This window comes from Dactylosporangium sp. NPDC006015 (assembly GCF_040614215.1).
Classification (GTDB): Bacteria; Actinomycetota; Actinomycetes; order Mycobacteriales; family Micromonosporaceae; genus Dactylosporangium; species Dactylosporangium maewongense.
In genome coordinates this window covers 260,243-278,196 of the sequence record NZ_JBEXUD010000009.1, presented here as the reverse complement: position 1 = coordinate 278,196, position 17,954 = coordinate 260,243, and the positions used below count along the sequence as shown (strand labels likewise).

The following is a 17,954-nucleotide window of genomic DNA, read 5'->3' as shown; positions in this document are numbered from 1 at the left end:
GCTGCTCTAGCTCAGGCGGAACTGCTGTGCGGCCGAGCCGTTGCAGTCCCAGATGCGCAGGGCGGTGCCGTTGGCGGTGGCGCCGTTGGGGGAGTCGAGGCAGCGGCCGGACTGCGGGTTGCGCAGTGAGCCGTCCGCCTGCTGGGTCCACTGCTGGCCGCCGACGCCGTTGCAGTCCCACAACTGGACCGCGGCGCCGTTGGTGGTCACGTTGCCGGCGATGTCCAGGCAGCGGCCCAGGGTGCGCAGGGTGCCGCCGGACGGGGTCCAGTGCTGGTCGGCGGCGGACGCCAGGCAGTCCCACAGCTGGACGCGGGCGCCGTTGACGCCGATGTCGTCGCCGTTGACGTCGACGCACTTGCCGCCCGGCCCGGCGATCGTGCCCGTCGCCAGGCGGAACACCTGCGCGGCGGAGCCGTTGCAGTCCCAGATCCGCAGGCGGGTGCCGTTGGCGGTGGCGCCGTTCGGGGAGTCCAGGCAGCGGCCCGACTGCGGGTTGCGCAGGGTGCCATTGGCCTGCGGCGCCCACTGCTGCGCGCCGCCGCCGTTGCAGTCCCACAGCTGGACGAGGGCGCCGTTGGCGGTCGAGCCGCCCGTGACGTCGAGGCAGCGGCCCAGGGTGCGCAGCGTGCCGCCGGACGCCGTCCAGTGCTGGTCGCCGGCCGACGCCAGGCAGTCCCACAGCTGGACCGCGGCGCCGTTACCGCCGGAGTCGTCGCCGGACACGTCGACGCACTTGCCGCCCGGGCCGGTGAGGAGCCCGCCGGCGGCCGGGGCGGGGCGGGCCTCGACACCCGTCGCCGTCATCGTGACCCGGGCGATCGTGCCGTCACCGTTGAAGTACATGCGGTCCAGCGCCGCGTACCGCTTGCTGTAGTCGCCGTTCTGGTAGCGGTGGTAGACCATGTACCAGTCGTCGGTGCCCGGGTACTGCAGCATGCCGTTGTGGCCGGGACCGTTGTAGGCGCCGGCCGCGGACAGGATCTGCCCGCCGTAGGTCCACGGGCCGAGCGGGCCCGGACCGGTGGAGTACTGCACGTTGTAGCTGTTGTCGGCGTACGAGCCGTTGGAGTACTGCAGGTAGTAACGGCCGGCCCGCTTGAACACGAACGGCGCCTCGGTGAAGTTCTGCGGCCGCTGGACGGTGACCGTGCCGCTGACCGAGGTCATGTCGGCGTTGAGCCGGAAGACGCCCATGTTGCCGCCGCCGGCGGAGCCGCCGAAGTACAGGTACGCCTGGCCGTCGTCGTCGACGAACACCATCGGGTCGATCGCCTCGATGCCGTTGAAGATCTTCCCCTGGACGAGTGGTGAGCCCTTGTCGCGGCACGGGCCGACGGGGGAGTCGCAGACGGCGACGGCGACGGACGTGGCGATCGCCGTGTAGAAGTAGTACTTCCCGTTGCGGTACACCATGTCCGGCGCCCACGTGCGGGTGTCGGTGGAGGCCCAGCTGACGGTGGCGCGGTCCAGCACGACGCCGGCGTCGACCCAGTTGGTGAGGTCGGTGGAGCGCCACGCGTGGAAGTAGCGGCCGGGCGCGTCGGTCGTGCCGCCGCTCGCGGTCGTGTACACGTAGTAAGCGCCGTTGAACAGCTCGATCGAGGGGTCCGGGTGATCCCCGGGGAGGATCGGGTTCCCTGAGGTGGCGGCGACGGCGGGCTGCACGGGGGCCACGAGCAGCCCCACGAGCAGCGCCGCCAGGGCGAGGACACGTTTCATCGCAAACTCCTGACCTGACACATGGCGGTGTGTCGATGCCCGATTATGCGTACCCGCGACGCCTTGTGAAAGATCTTGTTGGAAGTTGTTCGGCTTGACTTCCGTACACCGGCGGCATTAAATAACCGAGAGGTTAGATAACCAAGTGGTGAGGTAACCCATGGTCACCGATCAGCTCAGCATGACCTTCGCGGCGCTGGCCGACCCGACCCGGCGGGCGATCCTGGCCCGGCTGACCCGCGGCGAGGCGACCGTGAAGGAGCTGTCCGCGCCGTTCGCCATGAGCGGCCCGGCGATCTCCAAGCACCTGCGGGTCCTGGAGCACGCCGGCCTGATCAGCCGCGGCCGCGAGGCGCAGTGGCGCCCCTGCCGGCTGGAGGCGGCCCCCATGCGCGAGGTGACGGAGTTCGCCGAGGAATACCGGCGGTTCTGGGACGAGAGCTACGCCCGACTCGACAGCTACCTGCAGACCCTGCAGCAGAAGGACGGCACCGATGATTGACGCCAACGCCACCGCGTTCGACCTGCCCAGCGACGTGGAGATCCAGATCCGGCGGACCCTCGCGGCGCCGCGGGCCCTGGTCTTCGACTGCTACACCAACCCCGAGCACCTGCCCAACTGGATGACCGGCCCGCCCGGGTGGACCATGCCGGTCTGCGAGATCGACCTGCGCCCCGGCGGCACCTTCCGGTACGTGCTGCGCGGCGAAGGCGCCGCCGAGATGACGCTCACCGGCACGTTCACCGAGGTGCGGCGCCCGCTGCGGCTCGTGGCGACCGAGACGTGGGGCCCCGGGTTCCCCGAGACGCTCAACACCGTGACGTTCGAGGCCGCCGGCAGCCACACCACCGTCACCACCCTCGTGCGCTACCCGTCGCAGTCGGCGCGCGACGCCGCCCTGCAGTCAGGGATGAAGGAAGGCCTGGAGGCCGGCTTCACCAGCCTGGAGTCCTACGCGCAGGGCGTCAGCCTCCCGCCGGTGCCCGACATGCGCCTCGAACTGGTGCCGGTGCCCGTCGCCGACGTCGACCGCGCCATCGGGTTCTACGTCGACCTGCTGGGCTTCCACCTCGACCACGACATCAAGCCCAACGACGACGTCCGCGTCACGCAGCTCACCCCACCCGGCTCGGCGTGCTCGATCGTGCTGTACAAGAACCTGCCGGGCCTCGACCTGCCCGCAGGCACGCTGCGCGGCCTGCACCTCGTCGTCGCCGACATCCACAAGTCCCGGGAGCTGCTGCTCGCCCGCGGCGTCGAGGTCGCCGGCGTCGACGACATGGGCGGCATCCTGTACGCCGCCTTCACCGACCCCGACGGCAACACCTGGCTCCTGCAGGAGATCCCGCCACGCCCCTGACACTGCGTCTTCCGTCATGGCCGGCTTCGTTGATGGTTGGCTCCGCTGGGGTCGGCTCGAGCGCCTGCAGTACGCCATGCGGGACGTGCGGGACTGCGCCGACCCGGTCGTCGACGAGATCGACGAGCTCGTCGCCGCCGACCCTGCCCACGGTCGCCGCCGCCCTCACCGACCCGGCCCTGCGGCACGTCGCCATGGAGTCGCTCGGCGGCATCCGCGCCGCCGCTGGCTTCGACGGAGGTGGCGCTGGTCATCGGCTCGACGGCACCGGACTTCCCACGCCCCCGCTCCACCCCTCTCAGACGTCGGTCAATGCCCCGAAACATCCCTTTCGAGATCGGCGTAGCGCGATCCACCCCATGTCGATCAGGCAAGCCGGTCTGATCGCACGACACCGATACGCGAAAGTCGCAAACCCGGGCATTGACCAACGTCTGGCAGGGGGTTGCCACGGAGCGGCTGCGGGTGGGTGGTCTCGGGTAGCGGCAGTCAGGTCCGACATGTCAGCGGGGCCATCGTGCCGCGTCCGGGGTCATGTCGCGTCCGAGGGTTGTGCCGCGTCTGGGCTGGGTTTGTGCCGTGTCCCGGTTGAGGTCGTGCCGGTGCCCGAGGGTTGTGCCGCGTTCGGGTTGGAGTCGTGGCTGGACTGCGGATCTGGGGCCTCGCCCTCGCCGTGCAGACGTTGGTCAATGCCCCGAAACGCCCCTTTTCGGGATCGACGTTGCGCGATCCACCTACATGTTGATCGCGGAAAGTGAGGTGGATCGCGCAACGTCGATGCGCCAAAGCCGCAAATCCGGGTATTGACCAACGTCTGGCAGCGGCAGGCGAGAGGTTGGTGTGGAGTGGTCGCGGGTGGCGATGGTTGGGTCGATGGGCAAAGGGTGCGAACTCGGGCATTGAATGATGTCTGTTGGGGAGGAGCCGTGCCTCGCGTCTCGGTTGGTGCGGCGGCCAGCCACCGGATGCGGCGCGCATGCGCCGCTTGGCCTGCCTCGCGCCTCAGCGCGGGCAGTGCGTCGCGGAGCGGCGCATTGGGGCCGCGGGTGAGAATCCCCGCCGGGCCCCGCCGCGGCAGCGGTGGGGGGAATTACAGCATTACAGAATGGCGGCGGATTCTGGGGGGAGGGTGAGGGAGTCGGACTGGAGGACGGTCGATTCGTCGGTGGTGAAGAGGAGGCAGGGCGCGGAGAGGGGGATGGTGCGGGGGGTTGATGTCAGGTTTGCCACCACGGTGTGGGGGCCGCGGCGGATCAGCAGGACGCCGTCGTCGTGACTGACCTCGACCAAGGGGAGACGCGGGTCTGACAGGGCGGGGTGGCGTTTGCGGAGGGCGATCAGCGACCGGTACACCGCCAGCATCGACGGGTCCTGGGCGGACCAGTCCAGGTGGGAGTGTTCGAAGGTGGCCGGGTCCTGCGGGTCGGGGACGTCGCCGGGAGGCCAGCCGTGGGCGGCGAACTCCTCGCGGCGGCCCTCGCGGACGGCCGTGGCCAGTGAGGGCTCCGGGTGGCTGGTGAAGAACTGCCACGGGGTGCGGGCGGCGAACTCCTCGCCCATGAAGAGCATCGGGGTGAACGGGGACGTGAGCAGCAGCGTCGCGCCCACCTTGAGCAGGCCGTCGGACAGGGTCGCGGTCAGGCGGTCGCCGGTGGCGCGGTTGCCGATCTGGTCGTGGTTCTGCAGGCAGACCACGAAACGGTGGCCCGGGATGCGGAGCGTGTCGACCGGGCGGCCGTGCACCCTGCCCCGGAAGGAGGACCAGGTGCCGGCGTGGAAGAAGGCCGAGGTCCAGACGGTGGCGAAGCAGGCGGGGGAGCCGAAGTCGCCGTAGTAGCCCTGCCGTTCGCCGGTGAGCAGGGCGTGCAGGGCGTGGTGCACGTCGTCGTCCCACTGGGCGTGCAGGCCGTAGCCGCCGGCCTCGCGGGCCGTCACGAGCTTGGCGTCGTTGAGGTCGGACTCGGCGATGAGCGACAGGGGGCGGCCGACGGCGGTGGACAGCGCGTCCACGGCGACGGCGAGCTCCTCCAGCAGGTGGGTGGCGCCGCGGTCGACGAGGGCGTGGACGGCGTCGAGGCGCAGGCCGTCGGCGTGGTAGTCGCGCAGCCACTGCAGGGCGCTGTCGATGATGAAGCGGCGGACCTCGCCGGCGTGGGCCTCGTCGAGGTTCAGCGAGCGGCCCCACGTGTTCGCGCCCGAGGACAGGTAGGGGCCGAAGGCCGGCGTGTACGCGCCGGACGGGCCGAAGTGGTTGTAGACCGCGTCGATGATCACGCCCAGGCCGTGGGTGTGCGCGGCGTCGATGAAGCGTTTGAGGCCGTCGGGGCCGCCGTAGGACTCCTGGACGGCGTGCCAGCCGACGCCGTCGTAGCCCCAGTTCCAGGTGCCGTTGAAGGTGTTGACGGGCAGCAGCTCGATCATGTCGATGCCGAGGTCCCGCAGGTAGGGGAGCTTCTCGATGGCGGCGTCGAACGTGCCGCCGGGGGTGAACGTGCCGACGTGCAGTTCGTAGATCACGCTGCCGGGTAGCTGCCGGCCCTTCCAGTCGCCGTCGCTCCAGGTGTACGAGTCGTGCTCGTACACCTGGCTCAAACCGTGGACGCCGGAGGGCTGCCGCCTGGAGCGTGGGTCTGGGAGGACCTCGCCGCCGTCGAGGACGAATCCGTAGTCGGTGCCGTGGCCGGCGTCCGGCACGGTCAGCGTCCACCAGCCGTCATGGGCAGCCGTCATGGGAGAGGAAGGCGAGGACGAGTCGCCGATGGACAGCGAGACGGTGGAAGCGGACGGGGCCCAGACGCGGAACTCGTGCACGGGCTACTCCCTCACCAAGAGCGCGACGGGGTACGTCGAGAGGATGTCGCCGACCCGCGCGGAGGCGATCGCGCGGCCGGTCAGGACGTCGGTCCAGGCGCCGCCGGGCAGCACCAGGGTTTCGCTGTCCCAGCCGCCGGCGGTGGCGAGGCGCAGCGGCAGCCGCGTGGCGACGGTCAGGGCGCCGCCCCGGTCGAAGGCGATCGTGTGGCCGGCGCTGTCACCGGTGGTGGGCACCGGCTGGTAGCCGCGGAACAGCTCCGGCCGGTCCCGCCGCAGCCGCAGCGCCCGGCTGACGACGAGGAGCTTCGCCACCCCGGAGGAGTCGACGGGCGGCTGTACAGCGGCGGCATCCAGCGCGGCGAGGAGGTCGCGCCGCTCGGCGAAGTCGACGGGGCGGCGGTTGTCGGGGTCGACGAGCGAGTCCTCCCACAGCTCCGTGCCCTGGTAGACGTCGGGGACGCCGGGCATGGTCAGCTGCACCAGCTTCTGCCCGAGGGCGTTGGACCAGCCGAAGGGGCGGATCCGCGCCACGATCGCGTCGACCTCGGCGCGCAGGGCGGCGTCGTCGTCGAGCAGGCGCACGGCGGCGGCGAACGTCGCCTCGAAGGCCGGGTCGGGGTTGCTCCACGAGGTCGAGCGGTTCGCCTCCCGGGCCGCCTTCGTCAGGTACGCCTGCAGCCGCTCGGCGGTCAGCGGCCACGCGCCGACCACGGTCTGCCAGAACAGCGCCTCGAACGACGGGTCGGGGATGCCGGCCCGGCCGAGCAGCGGCGTGAGCAGGTCCGGCGCCACCGAAGCAGCCTCGGACAGGACCGCGAGGCGGGCCCGGACGTCTTCGCCGCGCTTCGTGTCGTGGGTCGACAGGGTCGTCATCCCGGCCGGCCACTCGTCGAGGCGGCGGACCGCGGCGGCGTGGAACTCCAGCGGCGGCACGCCGAAGCGGGACGGGTCGCCGCCGACCTCGTTGAGGGCGACGAACCGGTTCCACCGGTACATGGCGGTGTCCTCGACGCCCTTGGCCATGACGGCGCCGGTGAGCTGCTGGAAGCGGGCGCACAGCTCGTCGGCGGGGTCGGTGAGGCGGGGGACGAGGCCGTCGAGCGCCTCGGCGAGGTCGGGCCGGCGGCGCTTCGTCTCCGCGACGGCGGCGTCGAAGTCGTCCCGGCCGTACGGCAGGTACGTGCGGTACACGTGGAAGTTCGAGGCGAGCTCCGCCAGGACGTCGACCGACAGGGGGCCGGGCGCGAGGGCGGCGAGACGGCGCAGCTCCGCCGGGAACAGCCGCCGGGTCACGTCCAGCTTCTGCTCGTGCGCCTCCTCGGGCCAGTCCGCGCCGTCGACCGCCGGGGCGCCGGCCGGGTCGATGAACAGGCCGCACACGTCGCCGAGGGCGTCGTAGCCGGTGGTGCCGTCGACGGGCCAGTGCGGCGGGAGCGGCTCGCCGCGCTCCAGGATCTTCTCCACGAGCAGCCACGCGTCCGGGGCCCGTTCGCGCAGCGTGGCGAGGTACCCGTCGGGGTCGCGCAGCCCGTCGGGGTGGTCGACCCGGATGCCGTCGACGTCGCCGTCGGCCACCCAGCGCAGCACCTCCTGGTGGGTGGCGTCGAACACGGCCGGGTCCTCCACCCGTACACCCGCCAACTCCGTCACGGCGAAGAACCGGCGGTAGTTGAGCAGCTCGTTGCCGCGCCGCCAGTCGACGAGCCGGTAGTGCTGCCGGTCGTGCACCTCCTGCGGGGTGCCGTCACCGGTGCCCGGGGCGATCGGGAAGCGGTGCTCGTAGTAGCGCAGCTCGGCTCCGGAGACCGACAGCTCGGCGATGTCCGAGGCGGCGCCCAGCACCGGCACCACGATGGGGCCCGCGGACCAGTCGATGTCGAACCACGACGCGTAGCGGGAGGACGGGCCGTGCGTCAGGACGTCCCACCAGGCCGGGTTCGCGGCAGGCTGGAACAGGCCCATGTGGTTGGGCACGATGTCGACGACCAGGCCCAGCCCCTGCTGCCGCAGGGCCTCGACCAGCCGCCGCAGCGCCTCCCGGCCGCCCAGCTCCGGGTTGACGCGGGTCGGGTCGACCACGTCGTAGCCGTGCGGGGAGCCGGGCGTCGCGGCGAGCAGCGGCGCCGAGTACAGGTGGCTCACGCCGAGGTCGTGCAGGTAGCCGGCGAGCCCGGCGGCCGCGTCGAGGTCGAAGTCCGGGCGCACCTGGACGCGGTACGTCCCGGACGGGATGTTCGCCGCCACGCGGATCACACGGTCCGGTCGAGCACGACGAGGGACCGGTCCGGCACCACGAGGGTCCCGCCGGCGGTGTACGACACGCCGCCGCGGGCCGACCCGGGCGCGGTCGCGATCACCAGCTCCCACTCCTTGCCGTAGTCCGGCTGCGGGATGACGAAGTCGACCGGCTCGTAGTGCGCGTTGAAGCACAGCAGGAACGAGTCGTCGACGTGCCGCTCGCCGTGCGACCCGCGCTCGGTGATCGACTGGCCGTTGACGAACAGCATGAGCGCCTTGCCGAACTGGTTGTCCCAGTCCTCCTCGGTCATCTGCCGGCCGTCGGTGGCGAACCACGCCACGTCCGGGATGGGCGTGCCCTCCTGCCGGGCCACGGGCCGCCCGGTGAAGAACCGCCGGCGGCGGAACACCCGGTGCCGTTCCCGGAACGCCGCGAGCCCCCGGGTGAAGGCGAGCAGCTGCTCGTCGACGTCGTCCCAGTCGATCCAGCTGATGTCGTTGTCCTGGCAGTACGCGTTGTTGTTGCCGCCCTGGGTGCGGCCGAGCTCGTCGCCGGCGGCGATCATCGGCACGCCCTGCGACAGCATCAGCGTGGTCAGGAAGTTGCGCCGCTGCTTCGCCCGCAGCGCGTTGATGTCCTGGTTGTCGGTGGGGCCCTCGACGCCGCAGTTCCACGACCGGTTGTGGCTCTCCCCGTCGCGGTTGTCCTCGGTGTTGGCCTCGTTGTGCTTCTCGTTGTACGACACCAGGTCGTTGAGCGTGAAGCCGTCGTGGCAGGTGACGAAGTTGATGCTGGCGAACGGTAGCCGACCGTCGTCCTGGTAGAGGTCCGCCGAGCCGCAGATCCGCGACGCGAACTCGCTGAGCGTCGCGGGCTCCCCGCGCCAGAAGTCGCGGACCGTGTCGCGGAACTTGCCGTTCCACTCCGTCCACAGCGGCGGGAAGTTGCCGACCTGGTAGCCGCCCGGGCCGACGTCCCACGGCTCCGCGATCAGCTTCACCTGGTTGACGACCGGGTCCTGCTGCACGACCTCGAAGAACGTCGACAGGCGGTCGACCTCGTAGAACTCGCGGGCCAGGGTCGAGGCGAGGTCGAAGCGGAACCCGTCGACGCGCATCTCCGTCACCCAGTAGCGCAGCGAGTCCATGATGAGCTGCAGGGTGTGCGGGTTGCGCACGTTGAGGCTGTTGCCGGTGCCCGTGTAGTCGGTGTAGTAGCGGTTGTCGTCGTCCTCGAGCTTGTAGTAGTGCCCGTTGTCCAGGCCCTTGAAGCCGAGTGTCGGGCCGAGGTGGTTGCCCTCGGCGGTGTGGTTGTAGACGACGTCGAGGATGACCTCGATGCCGGCCGCGTGCAGGGCCTTGACCATGCCGCGGAACTCCTGCACCTGCTGGCCGCGGTGCCGCCGCGCGTAGCCGTGGTACGGGGCGAAGAAGCCGATCGTGTTGTAGCCCCAGTAGTTGGACAGGCCGAGCTCCACCAGGCGCTGGTCGTGCACGAAGTGGTGCACTGGCAGCAGCTCCAGGGCGGTGACGCCGAGCCGGCGCAGGTGCTCGATGATCGCCGGGTGGGCGATGCCGGAGTACGTGCCGCGCAGCTCCTCCGGCACGTCCGGGTGGCGCATCGTCAGGCCCTTCACGTGCGCCTCGTACACCACGGTGTGGTGGTACGGGATGCGCGGCGCGGAGTCGTTGCCCCAGTCGAACCACGGGTTCACCACGACGGCCTTCGGCATGAACGGCGCGGAGTCGGCGGTGGACATCTGTTCGGGGTCGTTGAAGTCGTACCCGTAGACGGCCGGGTCCCAGGTGATGTCGCCGTCGATCGCCTTGGCGTACGGGTCGAGCAGCAGCTTGTGCGGGTTGCAGCGCAGCCCCCGCGCCGGGTCGTAGTCACCGTGCACGCGGAAGCCGTAGCGCTGTCCCGGGTCGACACCAGGCAGGTAGGCGTGCCACACGAAGGCGTCGACCTCGACGAGCTTGACCCGCTCCTCGACGTCGTTGTCGTCGAACAGGCACAGTTCGACGGCCGTTGCCACCTCGGAGAAGATCGCGAAGTTCGTGCCCTGCCCGTCGTACGTAGCACCCAACGGGTACCGGTTGCCCGGCCAAACCTGCATCTCAACTCCTGATCCATCAGCCGGCACCAGTGCTCAACGGGTGCGGCGTTGCCACAGTGTTACGTGCGTCGAAAGTTCACGCGCGGGTACGCGCGAAGCTGGCTGCCATATGCCCAGTGCCATCAATAATGAATCGTGCGCCGGGGCGCGTCGGCTTTCCGACAGGTGCCCGGGATGAATCACACCCGAAATTCGTGTGGCGCACGTTTCAAACAAGGGGGATTGGATCATAGTTGGGCACATGCCCCCGGGATCGGTCATGACCTTCGGCCCCCATGTCTGCGGCTCGGCTTCCGGGTTCGAACACGAGTGGCTCGTCACCGACGGGACCGGTGGTTACGCGACCGGGACGGTCGCGGGGCTCCGCACCCGGCGGTATCACGGCCTGCTCGTGACCCCGGACCGGCACCTCGCGCTCGCCGCCCTCGACCCCGTCGTCACCCTGCCCGGCGGAGCCACCGTGCGCCTCGCCGTGCATGAGTGGGCGTCCGGCGCGATCGAGCCGGCCGGCCACCACCACCTCGAGCACTTCGAGCTCGCCGACGGCGTGCCGCGCTGGCGCTGGCGGATCGGCGAGGTCGTGATCGAGCGCGAGGTCGCGATGACGTACGGGCGCAACAGCGTCGCCGTCGTGCACCGGCTCGTCGACGCGCCCGCCGGTGTCACGGTCGAGCTGGCGCTGACCGCGCTGTGCACGTGGCGCGACGCCGACGGCGAACGGGACCGGACGACCGAGCCGCCGGCGGTCGAGCTGGCCGGGGGCGGCGGGTTCACCGTCGACGGCGCCTACCGCGTCGACGGGCCGGACTTCCGGCCGGTCGGCGAGTGGTACCTCGACGCGTACGCCCGCGAGGAGGCGGCCCGGGGCCTGAACCCGGTCGAGGACCTGTGGGCCGCCGGCACATTCCAGGCCACCCTGGCCCTCGACGAGACGCTGTCGGTGTCCGCCTGGTCCGGCGACCTCGACGCCGTGCCTCCCGCGGCGGCCACCGTGGTGGCCGACACGCGGCGCCGGGCGCGGAAGCTGCTGCGGACCGCCGCCACCGCCGGTGCCCGCGACGCCGTCGACAAGGCGCTCGTGCTCGCCGCCGACCAGTGCATCGTCACGAAACCCGACGGGACGCCCGACGTCGTCGCCGGGTACCCGTGGTTCGGCAGCTACCTGCGCGACACGATGACCGCCTACGAGGGCCTGTTCCTCGCCACCGGACGGTTCGACGAGGGCGCCCGGCTGCTGCGGGCCCACGCCGACCTCCCCGAGCGGATGCGCGCCTCCCGCTTGGGCGACTGCGACGGGCCGCTGTGGTTCGTGCACGCCGCCGAGCGGCACGTCGCCCGTACCGGCGACGACGCCCTCGCCGCGGAGCTGCTGCCGGTGCTGGAGGGTGTGATCGCGGCGTACACCAAAGGCACCCGCGACGGCGTGCGCGCCGACACCTCCGACGGGCTGCTCGCCGTCGAGGCCGACGAGTCCGGCCTCACCTGGATGAACGCGCGGCTGCCCCGCGGCCCCGTCACCCCTCGCGACGGCAAGCCCGTCGAGCTCAACGCCCTGTGGGCCAACGCCCTCGGCGCCGTGGGCGCGCTGCGGGAGCGCTGCGGGCGCGACGCCTCCGTCGTGCACTCCCGCCGGGAGGCGGTGAAGGCCCAGGTCGTCAAGCGGTTCCGGGCCCCCGACGGGTGGCTCTTCGACCTCGTCGACGCCCGGCCGGCCGCCTACCCGAAGGGCGGCGGCAGCATCCACGACGACGCCGTGCTGCGCCCCAACCAGCTGCTCGCGTTCAGCCTGCCGTATGCGCCGGCCGCCGACGAGCCACGGCTGCGCACGCAGGTGCTGCAGGCGATCGGGGCGACCCTCGTCACGCCGCTCGGGCTGCGCAGCCTGGCCCCGGCCGAGTACGGCTACCACGGCACCCACCGCGGCGGCGTGGTCGCCCGCGACACGGCGTATCACCAGGGGACCGCGTGGCTGTGGCTGCTGGGGCCGTACGTCGAGGCACGGATCGCGGCCGGGCTGCCGGTGGACACTGTCCTCACCGCCGTCGAGGCGCACCTCGGCGAGTGCGGCCTCGGCTCCGTCAGCGAGATCGCGGAGGGTGACGCCCCGCACCGCGCGACCGGCGCCCCGTTCTCCGCCCGCTCGGTCGCCGCGGTGCTGCACGCGAGGGCCGCCATCAGGGCGAACCGCAAGTTGCAAACGGCATCTTCCGGCAAGACCGAAAAGTTGAAATTGGCCCGCGATGCTGCTCCGCGCAAGCGCCGGAACGCGCTACGGTGACAGTCGGCGACGAGAGGTATCCGCAATGCGCGTCTTGATGATCGCCTGGGATTTTCAGAGTCCGTCGACAGATGGTGCGCCCCGCGGGCGCATCGCAGCGTTGTCAGCAGCACTGGCCGCCGCCGGTCACTCGGTGACCGTGGTGACCCGCCATGGTCCTGTTCCGGAGTCCGTCGTCGACGGCGTGCGGGTGGTCCGCGCCGCGCCGCTGCCCTCGGCCGACGGGGTGGGCGGGGCCGGCGCGCTCGCCGACACGATGGCCGTCAACCACCTGCTCGCCGAGGCCGCGGTCCGCACCGTGCCCGCCGAGGGGTATGACATCATCCACGCCCACGACTGGTTCGTCACCCACGCCGCGGTCACCCTCAAGGAGGCGCTCGGGGTGCCGTTCGTCGCCTCGATGCAGGCGACCGAGGCGGGCCGGCGGCAGGGCTACCTCACCGGCGACACCAGCCGCTCCGTGCACTCCGTCGAGTGGTGGCTGGGTTCCGAGGCGTGCCGGGTGATCGTGCCCACCGAGTACTTGCGGTGGGAGGTCCAGCACCTCTTCGACGTCCCCGACGAGCGGGTCGACGTCGTGCCCAACGGCATCGACCCCGACAGGTGGACGGCGAGCGCCCGCGAGGTCCTGGCCGCCCGGCTCCGCTTCGCCGGCGAGGGGCCGCTGCTCGTCTCCGCGGGCCGGCTCGTCGCCGAGAAGGGCGTCCAGGACCTGCTCGAGGCCCTCCCGGCGATCCGCGACCGGCACCCCGGCACGCGCGCCGTCGTCGTCGGCGACGGTGACTACCGGGCGACCCTCATCGAAGAGGCGCGCAAGCGCAAGCTGCACCGCGCCGTCAGCTTCCCCGGCCAGCTCGACCAGCGCACCCTCGCCGCGGTCCTCGCCGCCGCCGACGCGTTCGTCGTGCCCAGCCGGTATGAGCCGACCGGCACCGTCGCCCTCGAAGCCGCGGCCTCGGGTGCGGCGCTCGTCGTCGCGTCGACGGGTGGGCTCGCCTCGATCGTGGAGCACGGCATCACCGGCGTCCGCTTCCCCGTCGGTGAGCCCGACGGCCTCGCCGACGCCGTCGACGCGTTGCTGCAGGACCCGATGTTCGCGCAGGGCCTGGCGACGAAGGCCCGGCAGATGGTCCGGGACCGGCACTCGTGGGAGGCGATCGCGGCCCGCACCGCCGCCGTCTACGCCGACGCGGTGGCCTCCGCCCCGGACTTCGAGGCCCGCCGGCACGCGGCGGTGGTCGGCTCCGGCCTGCCCGTCGTCTTCGTCCCGCCGGGCAACCTGCTGGCCGACCCGCCGGAGGTCCCGGTCGGCGAGCGTCCCGCCACACTGCTGCGCGCCGCCGCCGAGGAGGCCGCCTGGCAGGCCGGCGCGTCGGCCGCCCGCGAGGCGATGCGCACCGAGGGCGCCCTGTGGCACGACGCCGTCGAGCGGGAGGCCGCTGACCGCGCCGAGGCCGCCCGGGCCGCCGCAGCCCCGTTCGACGTCGTCATGGCCGCCGTCGAACGCCGCTGACCCCGCCCGACACCTTTTGTCCGCCCCGACAAGACCCAGCGCCGCGTGATCCGGTAGACCTTGTGCACCTCTGGCTGCACGAAGTCTTCCGGATCATGTTGTACGCCGCGCTACGGCTGACTCCGGTCGGCGCCGCGTGATCCGGTAGACCTTGTGCACCTCTGGCTGCACGAAGTCTTCCGGATCATGGTGTATGCCGTGCTGCTGCTGACTTCGGTGGGCGTTTCGTGATCCGGTAGACCTTGTGCGCCTCTGGCTGCGCGAGGTCTTCCGGATCATGGTGTACGCGGCGGGTCAGGTGTGGGTGGCGAGCCACTCCTGGAGCGGGGCGCACGAGCGGAAGAACGTCACCAGGTGCGTCTTCGCCTTCGCGGTGCCCAGCCAGGGCCGCAGCTCGAACTGGTGCCACGCGATCAGGCCCTTCTGCCGCAGCAGGTCCGCGCGCGGGTGGTCCTTCGGGAAGGCGCGTGGGACGGTCTTCAGCTGCTCGTGCGAGGTGACCGAGGTGCCCTTCGCCTCCAGGGCGGCGACGATCTCGGTGAGCGGGGCGCCGCTGGAGTCGTCGGCGACCGCCTGGCGGAACTTCGCCAGCCGCGGGGAGTCCATCATGTACGCGCCGGCTCCCGCCGCCAGGCCGGCCGCCGTCAGCTGGACGTAGCCGCCCTGCTCGAACGAGGCCGCGCACGAGGTCTTGTACGGCGACTTGTCGGCGCTGAACCGCACGTCCCGGTACGGGCGGAAGATCTTCGCCGGGCCGAACTCCGGCGCGAGCTCCTCCAGCAGGGCGAGCATCGGGGCGCGGACCTGCTCCTCGTACACCGCCTTGTGGGCGGTCCAGTACGTCTTGGAGTTGTCGGCCTCGAGGCCGTCGTAGAAGTCGAGGGCCTCGGCGGGCCAGCCACGGAACGCCACGACCAGCAGTCTATGTCGTCAGCACGAGGTGGGCGTCCGCGCGCAGCCGCGACACGAGGGCCGGGGGAGCCGTCAGCGGTGAGCCGGCGGTGAACGGCGGCCGGGGGTCGTACTCGCAGGCGAGCTGGATCGACTGGGCCACCTGCGGCCCGGCGATCGTGGCCGCCAGGGTGAGCGCGAGGTCGATGCCGGCCGAGACGCCCGCGCCGGTCACGTACTTGCCGTCCTGGACGACCCGCTCGGCGACGGGGGTCACGCCGTACATCGGCAGCAGATCCAACGCGAGCCAGTGCGACGTCGCGGTCCGGCCCCGCAGCAGGCCCGCGGCCGCGAGGATGAGCGAACCGGTGCAGACCGACGTCGTCCAGGTCGTGGCGGGGTCGACGGCGCGCAGCCAGTCGTGCAGGGCGGTGTCGGTCACCTGGTCGCGCACGGACGGGCCGCCGGGGACCAGGACGAGATCGGGGTCGGGGCAGTCGGCGAGGGCCCGGTCGGCGACGAGGGAGAGGGCCCCGGTGTCGGTGCGGACGGGACCGGCCTGCACCCCGGCGAACGTGACCCGCGCGCCGGGCAGCCGCGACAGGATCTCGTAGGGGCCGATCGCGTCCAGGGCGGTCATTCCGTCGTACACCACGAAAATCAGCTGCATGAGAACCGCTCCTTGTAGTCGGTCGGTGTGACACCGAGCGTCCGGATGAACGCGCGGCGCATGGCCTCGCCGGTGCCGTAGCCACAGGCACGCGCCGTGTCCTCCACGAACGCGCCCTCCTCGAGGTGCCGGCGGGCGGTCTCCAGGCGGACCCGGTCGACGTAGCGGCCGGGCGGCGTGCCGACCTCCGCCGTGAACGCCCGGCTGAACTGGCGCGGGGACAGGTTGGCCCGCCTCGCGAGGGCCTCGACGGTGAGGTCGCCGCCGGGGTGCTCGGCGATGTGGCGCTGCACCTCCCGCAGCGGGTCGCGGTCGGCGACCTGCGCCTCCAGCTGCGCGCTGAACTGCCGCTGCCCGCCGGGCCGGCGGACGAACATCACGAGGTGCCGGGCGATCTCGAGCGCGAGATCCCGGCCGTGGTCCTGCTCGACGACCGCGAGGGCCAGGTCGATGCCGGCGGTGACCCCGGCGGAGGTCCAGACGCCCCGGTCGTGCACGAAGATCGGCTCGGTGTCGACGGTGACGCCGGGGAAGCGGCGGGCGAGCGCCGGGGCGTAGCGCCAGTGGGTCGTGGCGCGGCGCCCGTCGAGCAGGCCGGCCTCGGCGAGCAGGAACGCCCCCGTGCACACCGACGCCACCCGCCCGGCCCGGGGCGCGGCGCCGCGGAGCCAGTCGACGAGCCGCGGGTCGCTCGTCCGGGTGCCGACGCCGCCGGGCACGACCAGCACGTCCGCCGGGTCAGCGTGGGCCAGGTCCTCGTCCGGCAGCATCCGGAGCCCGCTGGACGTCCGGACGCCGAGGCCGCCGACGCTGCCGGTGCGGACGCTGTACGACCCGCTGCTGGCCTGCTCGGCGCCGGCGAACACCTCGACCGGTCCGGTCACGTCGAGGCTCTGCACCCCGTCGAACAGCACCACCAGTACCCGCCGAGCCGCCATGCCTAAGATCCTGGCGGCGTCGCGGGGATGTCCGCAACGACGCCGACCCCACCTTTCATGCCACGCTCTTTCGGATCATGAGGGCATGCGGAAACGCCGGTCGACCTGGGATGGTCGACCGGCGTGGGTGGTGCTGGAGGGTGCCGGGCCTCAGCCCGCGCGGCGACGGGCGCGGCGCATGGCCAGCTCGTCACCGCCGGCCTGGGCGAAGTCGTCGGCGGAGACCGGGACCTCCTCGGCGGGGGTGGCCGCCTCGGCGGGCAGGTGCGACAGGGTGCCCTCGATCTCCTTGAACGCGCCGGAGATCGCGATGCCGAACACGCCCTGGCCACCCTGCAGCAGGTCGACGACCTCTTCGGGGGAGCGGCACTCGTAGACGGTGGTGCCGTCGGAGATCAGGGTGATGCCGGCCAGGTCGGCGACGCCACGGGAGCGCAGGGTCTCGATCGCCTTGCGGATGTTCTGCAGGGAGACGCCCGCGTCCAGGAGGCGCTTGACGACCTTGAGCACCACGATGTCGCGGAACGAGTAGAGCCGCTGGCTGCCGGAGCCCGCCGCGTCACGCACGCTCGGCACGACCAGCCCGGTGCGGGCCCAGTAGTCGAGCTGCCGGTAGCTGATCCCGGCGGCGTGGCAGGCGGTCGGACCGCGGTAGCCGACGTCGTCGGACTTGGCGATCGTACTCACCGAAACCGTGTCAGCAGCATGACCGGATATCCCGGGATCGGGCGGCTGTTGCATTGCGACCCACCTCCAGCGTCAACACCCGCAACCCTATAGCGCACCTTGAGGGTCAGCGGGGAGGTAACGCCGCGACACGCCGCGTGCCGGTGCGTCAAATTTTCCGCGCGTCGCCATCGTAGCCATTTGTCCGATATGTCGGCGGTACGAGGAGACCCTTCGGAACCGAACCTACTACCCGGCGAAGTCCTCCGGGCGGACCTGCTCCAGGAACTCGCGGAACTTCTCCACCTCGTCCTCCTGCTCGTCCGGGATGACGATGGCGGCCTCGGTGAGCACCTGGTCCGCGCAGCGGATCGGCGCACCCACCCGCAGCGCCAGAGCGATCGAGTCACTCGGCCGGGCGGAGACCCGCACGTTGTCGCCGATGACCAGCTCGGCATAGAAGATGTTGTCGCGCATCTCGACGATCTCGACCGCCTTCAGCGGTGCCTTGAGCGCCGCCAGCATGTCGCGCATCAGGTCGTGGGTGAGCGGCCGCGCAGGCTTGACCCCCTGCTGCTCATAGGCGATCGCGGTCGCCTCCACCGCACCGATCCAGATCGGCAGGTAGCGGTCGCCGTCGACCTCCTTGAGCAACACGATGGGCTGATTGGTAGGCAGCTCCACGCGAACACCGACCACATTCAGCTCTCGCACTGCCCGCCTCCGTGTCGACTTGCCACTCCCTG

Annotated in this window: 13 protein-coding genes; 4 read left to right on the top strand and 9 right to left on the bottom strand. The window is 71.6% G+C overall.

Features of this window, described 5'->3' with window-relative positions:
- Nucleotides 1–6: 6 nt before the first annotated feature.
- Nucleotides 7–1,722 carry a family 43 glycosylhydrolase gene (locus ABZ321_RS18825; RefSeq protein WP_344498142.1) on the bottom strand — a complete coding sequence of 572 codons (1,716 nt, stop codon included), beginning with the start codon at nucleotides 1,720–1,722 and terminating at the stop codon, nucleotides 7–9.
- A gap of 160 nt (nucleotides 1,723–1,882) precedes the next feature.
- Between ABZ321_RS18825 and ABZ321_RS18820 the strand changes: the two genes are divergently transcribed.
- Nucleotides 1,883–2,224, top strand: coding sequence for a metalloregulator ArsR/SmtB family transcription factor (locus ABZ321_RS18820; RefSeq protein ID WP_344498144.1), 342 nt, complete (start codon nucleotides 1,883–1,885; stop codon nucleotides 2,222–2,224).
- On the top strand, nucleotides 2,217–3,083 hold the full coding sequence (locus ABZ321_RS18815) for an SRPBCC domain-containing protein (RefSeq protein ID WP_354892683.1): 867 nt from the start codon (nucleotides 2,217–2,219) through the stop codon (nucleotides 3,081–3,083). Before ABZ321_RS18820 ends, ABZ321_RS18815 begins: the two co-directional genes overlap by 8 nt.
- A 1,098-nt stretch (nucleotides 3,084–4,181) precedes the next feature.
- Here the strand turns inward: ABZ321_RS18815 and treZ are convergent.
- Genes treZ through glgX form a run of 3 tightly spaced genes read right to left on the bottom strand, consistent with a single transcriptional unit; the run spans nucleotide 4,182 to nucleotide 10,252 of the window.
- Nucleotides 4,182–5,894: a malto-oligosyltrehalose trehalohydrolase gene (gene treZ / locus ABZ321_RS18810; RefSeq protein WP_354892680.1), complete on the bottom strand. Its 1,713-nt coding sequence runs from the start codon at nucleotides 5,892–5,894 to the stop codon at nucleotides 4,182–4,184.
- A gap of 3 nt (nucleotides 5,895–5,897) precedes the next feature.
- Nucleotides 5,898–8,141 carry a malto-oligosyltrehalose synthase gene (gene treY / locus ABZ321_RS18805; protein WP_354892677.1) on the bottom strand — a complete coding sequence of 748 codons (2,244 nt, stop codon included), beginning with the start codon at nucleotides 8,139–8,141 and terminating at the stop codon, nucleotides 5,898–5,900.
- A gap of 5 nt (nucleotides 8,142–8,146) precedes the next feature.
- On the bottom strand, nucleotides 8,147–10,252 hold the full coding sequence (glgX, locus tag ABZ321_RS18800; RefSeq protein ID WP_344498156.1) for a glycogen debranching protein GlgX: 2,106 nt from the start codon (nucleotides 10,250–10,252) through the stop codon (nucleotides 8,147–8,149).
- 241 nt (nucleotides 10,253–10,493) lie between these two features.
- Between glgX and ABZ321_RS18795 the strand changes: the two genes are divergently transcribed.
- Entirely contained in the window at nucleotides 10,494–12,530 is a 2,037-nt protein-coding gene (locus ABZ321_RS18795) for an amylo-alpha-1,6-glucosidase (protein ID WP_354892673.1), read from the top strand.
- A 100-nt stretch (nucleotides 12,531–12,630) separates the two neighbouring features.
- The gene (locus ABZ321_RS18790) at nucleotides 12,631–14,043 is read left to right on the top strand and encodes a glycosyltransferase family 4 protein (RefSeq protein WP_354892670.1); all 1,413 of its coding nucleotides are present in this window, start codon (nucleotides 12,631–12,633) and stop codon (nucleotides 14,041–14,043) included.
- A 294-nt stretch (nucleotides 14,044–14,337) separates the two neighbouring features.
- Here the strand turns inward: ABZ321_RS18790 and ABZ321_RS18785 are convergent, their stop codons facing one another.
- From ABZ321_RS18785 to ABZ321_RS18765, 5 genes are all read right to left on the bottom strand, one after another.
- A complete protein-coding gene (locus ABZ321_RS18785; RefSeq protein ID WP_354892668.1) occupies nucleotides 14,338–14,955 on the bottom strand; it encodes a DUF2461 domain-containing protein in 618 nt (205 codons plus the stop codon).
- A 10-nt stretch (nucleotides 14,956–14,965) separates the two neighbouring features.
- Nucleotides 14,966–15,604, bottom strand: a complete 639-nt coding sequence (locus ABZ321_RS18780; RefSeq protein WP_344498165.1) for a DJ-1/PfpI family protein — start codon at nucleotides 15,602–15,604, stop codon at nucleotides 14,966–14,968.
- A complete protein-coding gene (locus tag ABZ321_RS18775; protein WP_344498167.1) occupies nucleotides 15,595–16,542 on the bottom strand; it encodes a GlxA family transcriptional regulator in 948 nt (315 codons plus the stop codon). Before ABZ321_RS18775 ends, ABZ321_RS18780 begins: the two co-directional genes overlap by 10 nt.
- Nucleotides 16,543–16,692: 150 nt before the next feature.
- The gene (locus ABZ321_RS18770) at nucleotides 16,693–17,283 is read right to left on the bottom strand and encodes a MerR family transcriptional regulator (protein WP_354892664.1); all 591 of its coding nucleotides are present in this window, start codon (nucleotides 17,281–17,283) and stop codon (nucleotides 16,693–16,695) included.
- Nucleotides 17,284–17,457: 174 nt separating this feature from the next.
- A complete protein-coding gene (locus ABZ321_RS18765) occupies nucleotides 17,458–17,922 on the bottom strand; it encodes a bifunctional nuclease family protein (RefSeq protein WP_033358824.1) in 465 nt (154 codons plus the stop codon).
- Nucleotides 17,923–17,954: the final 32 nt, after the last annotated feature.

Coding starts and splice junctions, on each gene's coding strand:
- ABZ321_RS18825 (WP_344498142.1), bottom strand. CDS start 1,722: ATGAAACGTGTCCTCGCCCTGGCGGCGCTGCTCGTGGGGCTGCTCGTG.
- ABZ321_RS18820 (WP_344498144.1), top strand. CDS start 1,883: ATGGTCACCGATCAGCTCAGCATGACCTTCGCGGCGCTGGCCGACCCG.
- ABZ321_RS18815 (WP_354892683.1), top strand. CDS start 2,217: ATGATTGACGCCAACGCCACCGCGTTCGACCTGCCCAGCGACGTGGAG.
- glgX (WP_344498156.1), bottom strand. CDS start 10,252: ATGCAGGTTTGGCCGGGCAACCGGTACCCGTTGGGTGCTACGTACGAC.
- ABZ321_RS18795 (WP_354892673.1), top strand. CDS start 10,494: ATGCCCCCGGGATCGGTCATGACCTTCGGCCCCCATGTCTGCGGCTCG.
- ABZ321_RS18780 (WP_344498165.1), bottom strand. CDS start 15,604: ATGCAGCTGATTTTCGTGGTGTACGACGGAATGACCGCCCTGGACGCG.
- ABZ321_RS18775 (WP_344498167.1), bottom strand. CDS start 16,542: ATGGCGGCTCGGCGGGTACTGGTGGTGCTGTTCGACGGGGTGCAGAGC.
- ABZ321_RS18770 (WP_354892664.1), bottom strand. CDS start 17,283: ATGCAACAGCCGCCCGATCCCGGGATATCCGGTCATGCTGCTGACACG.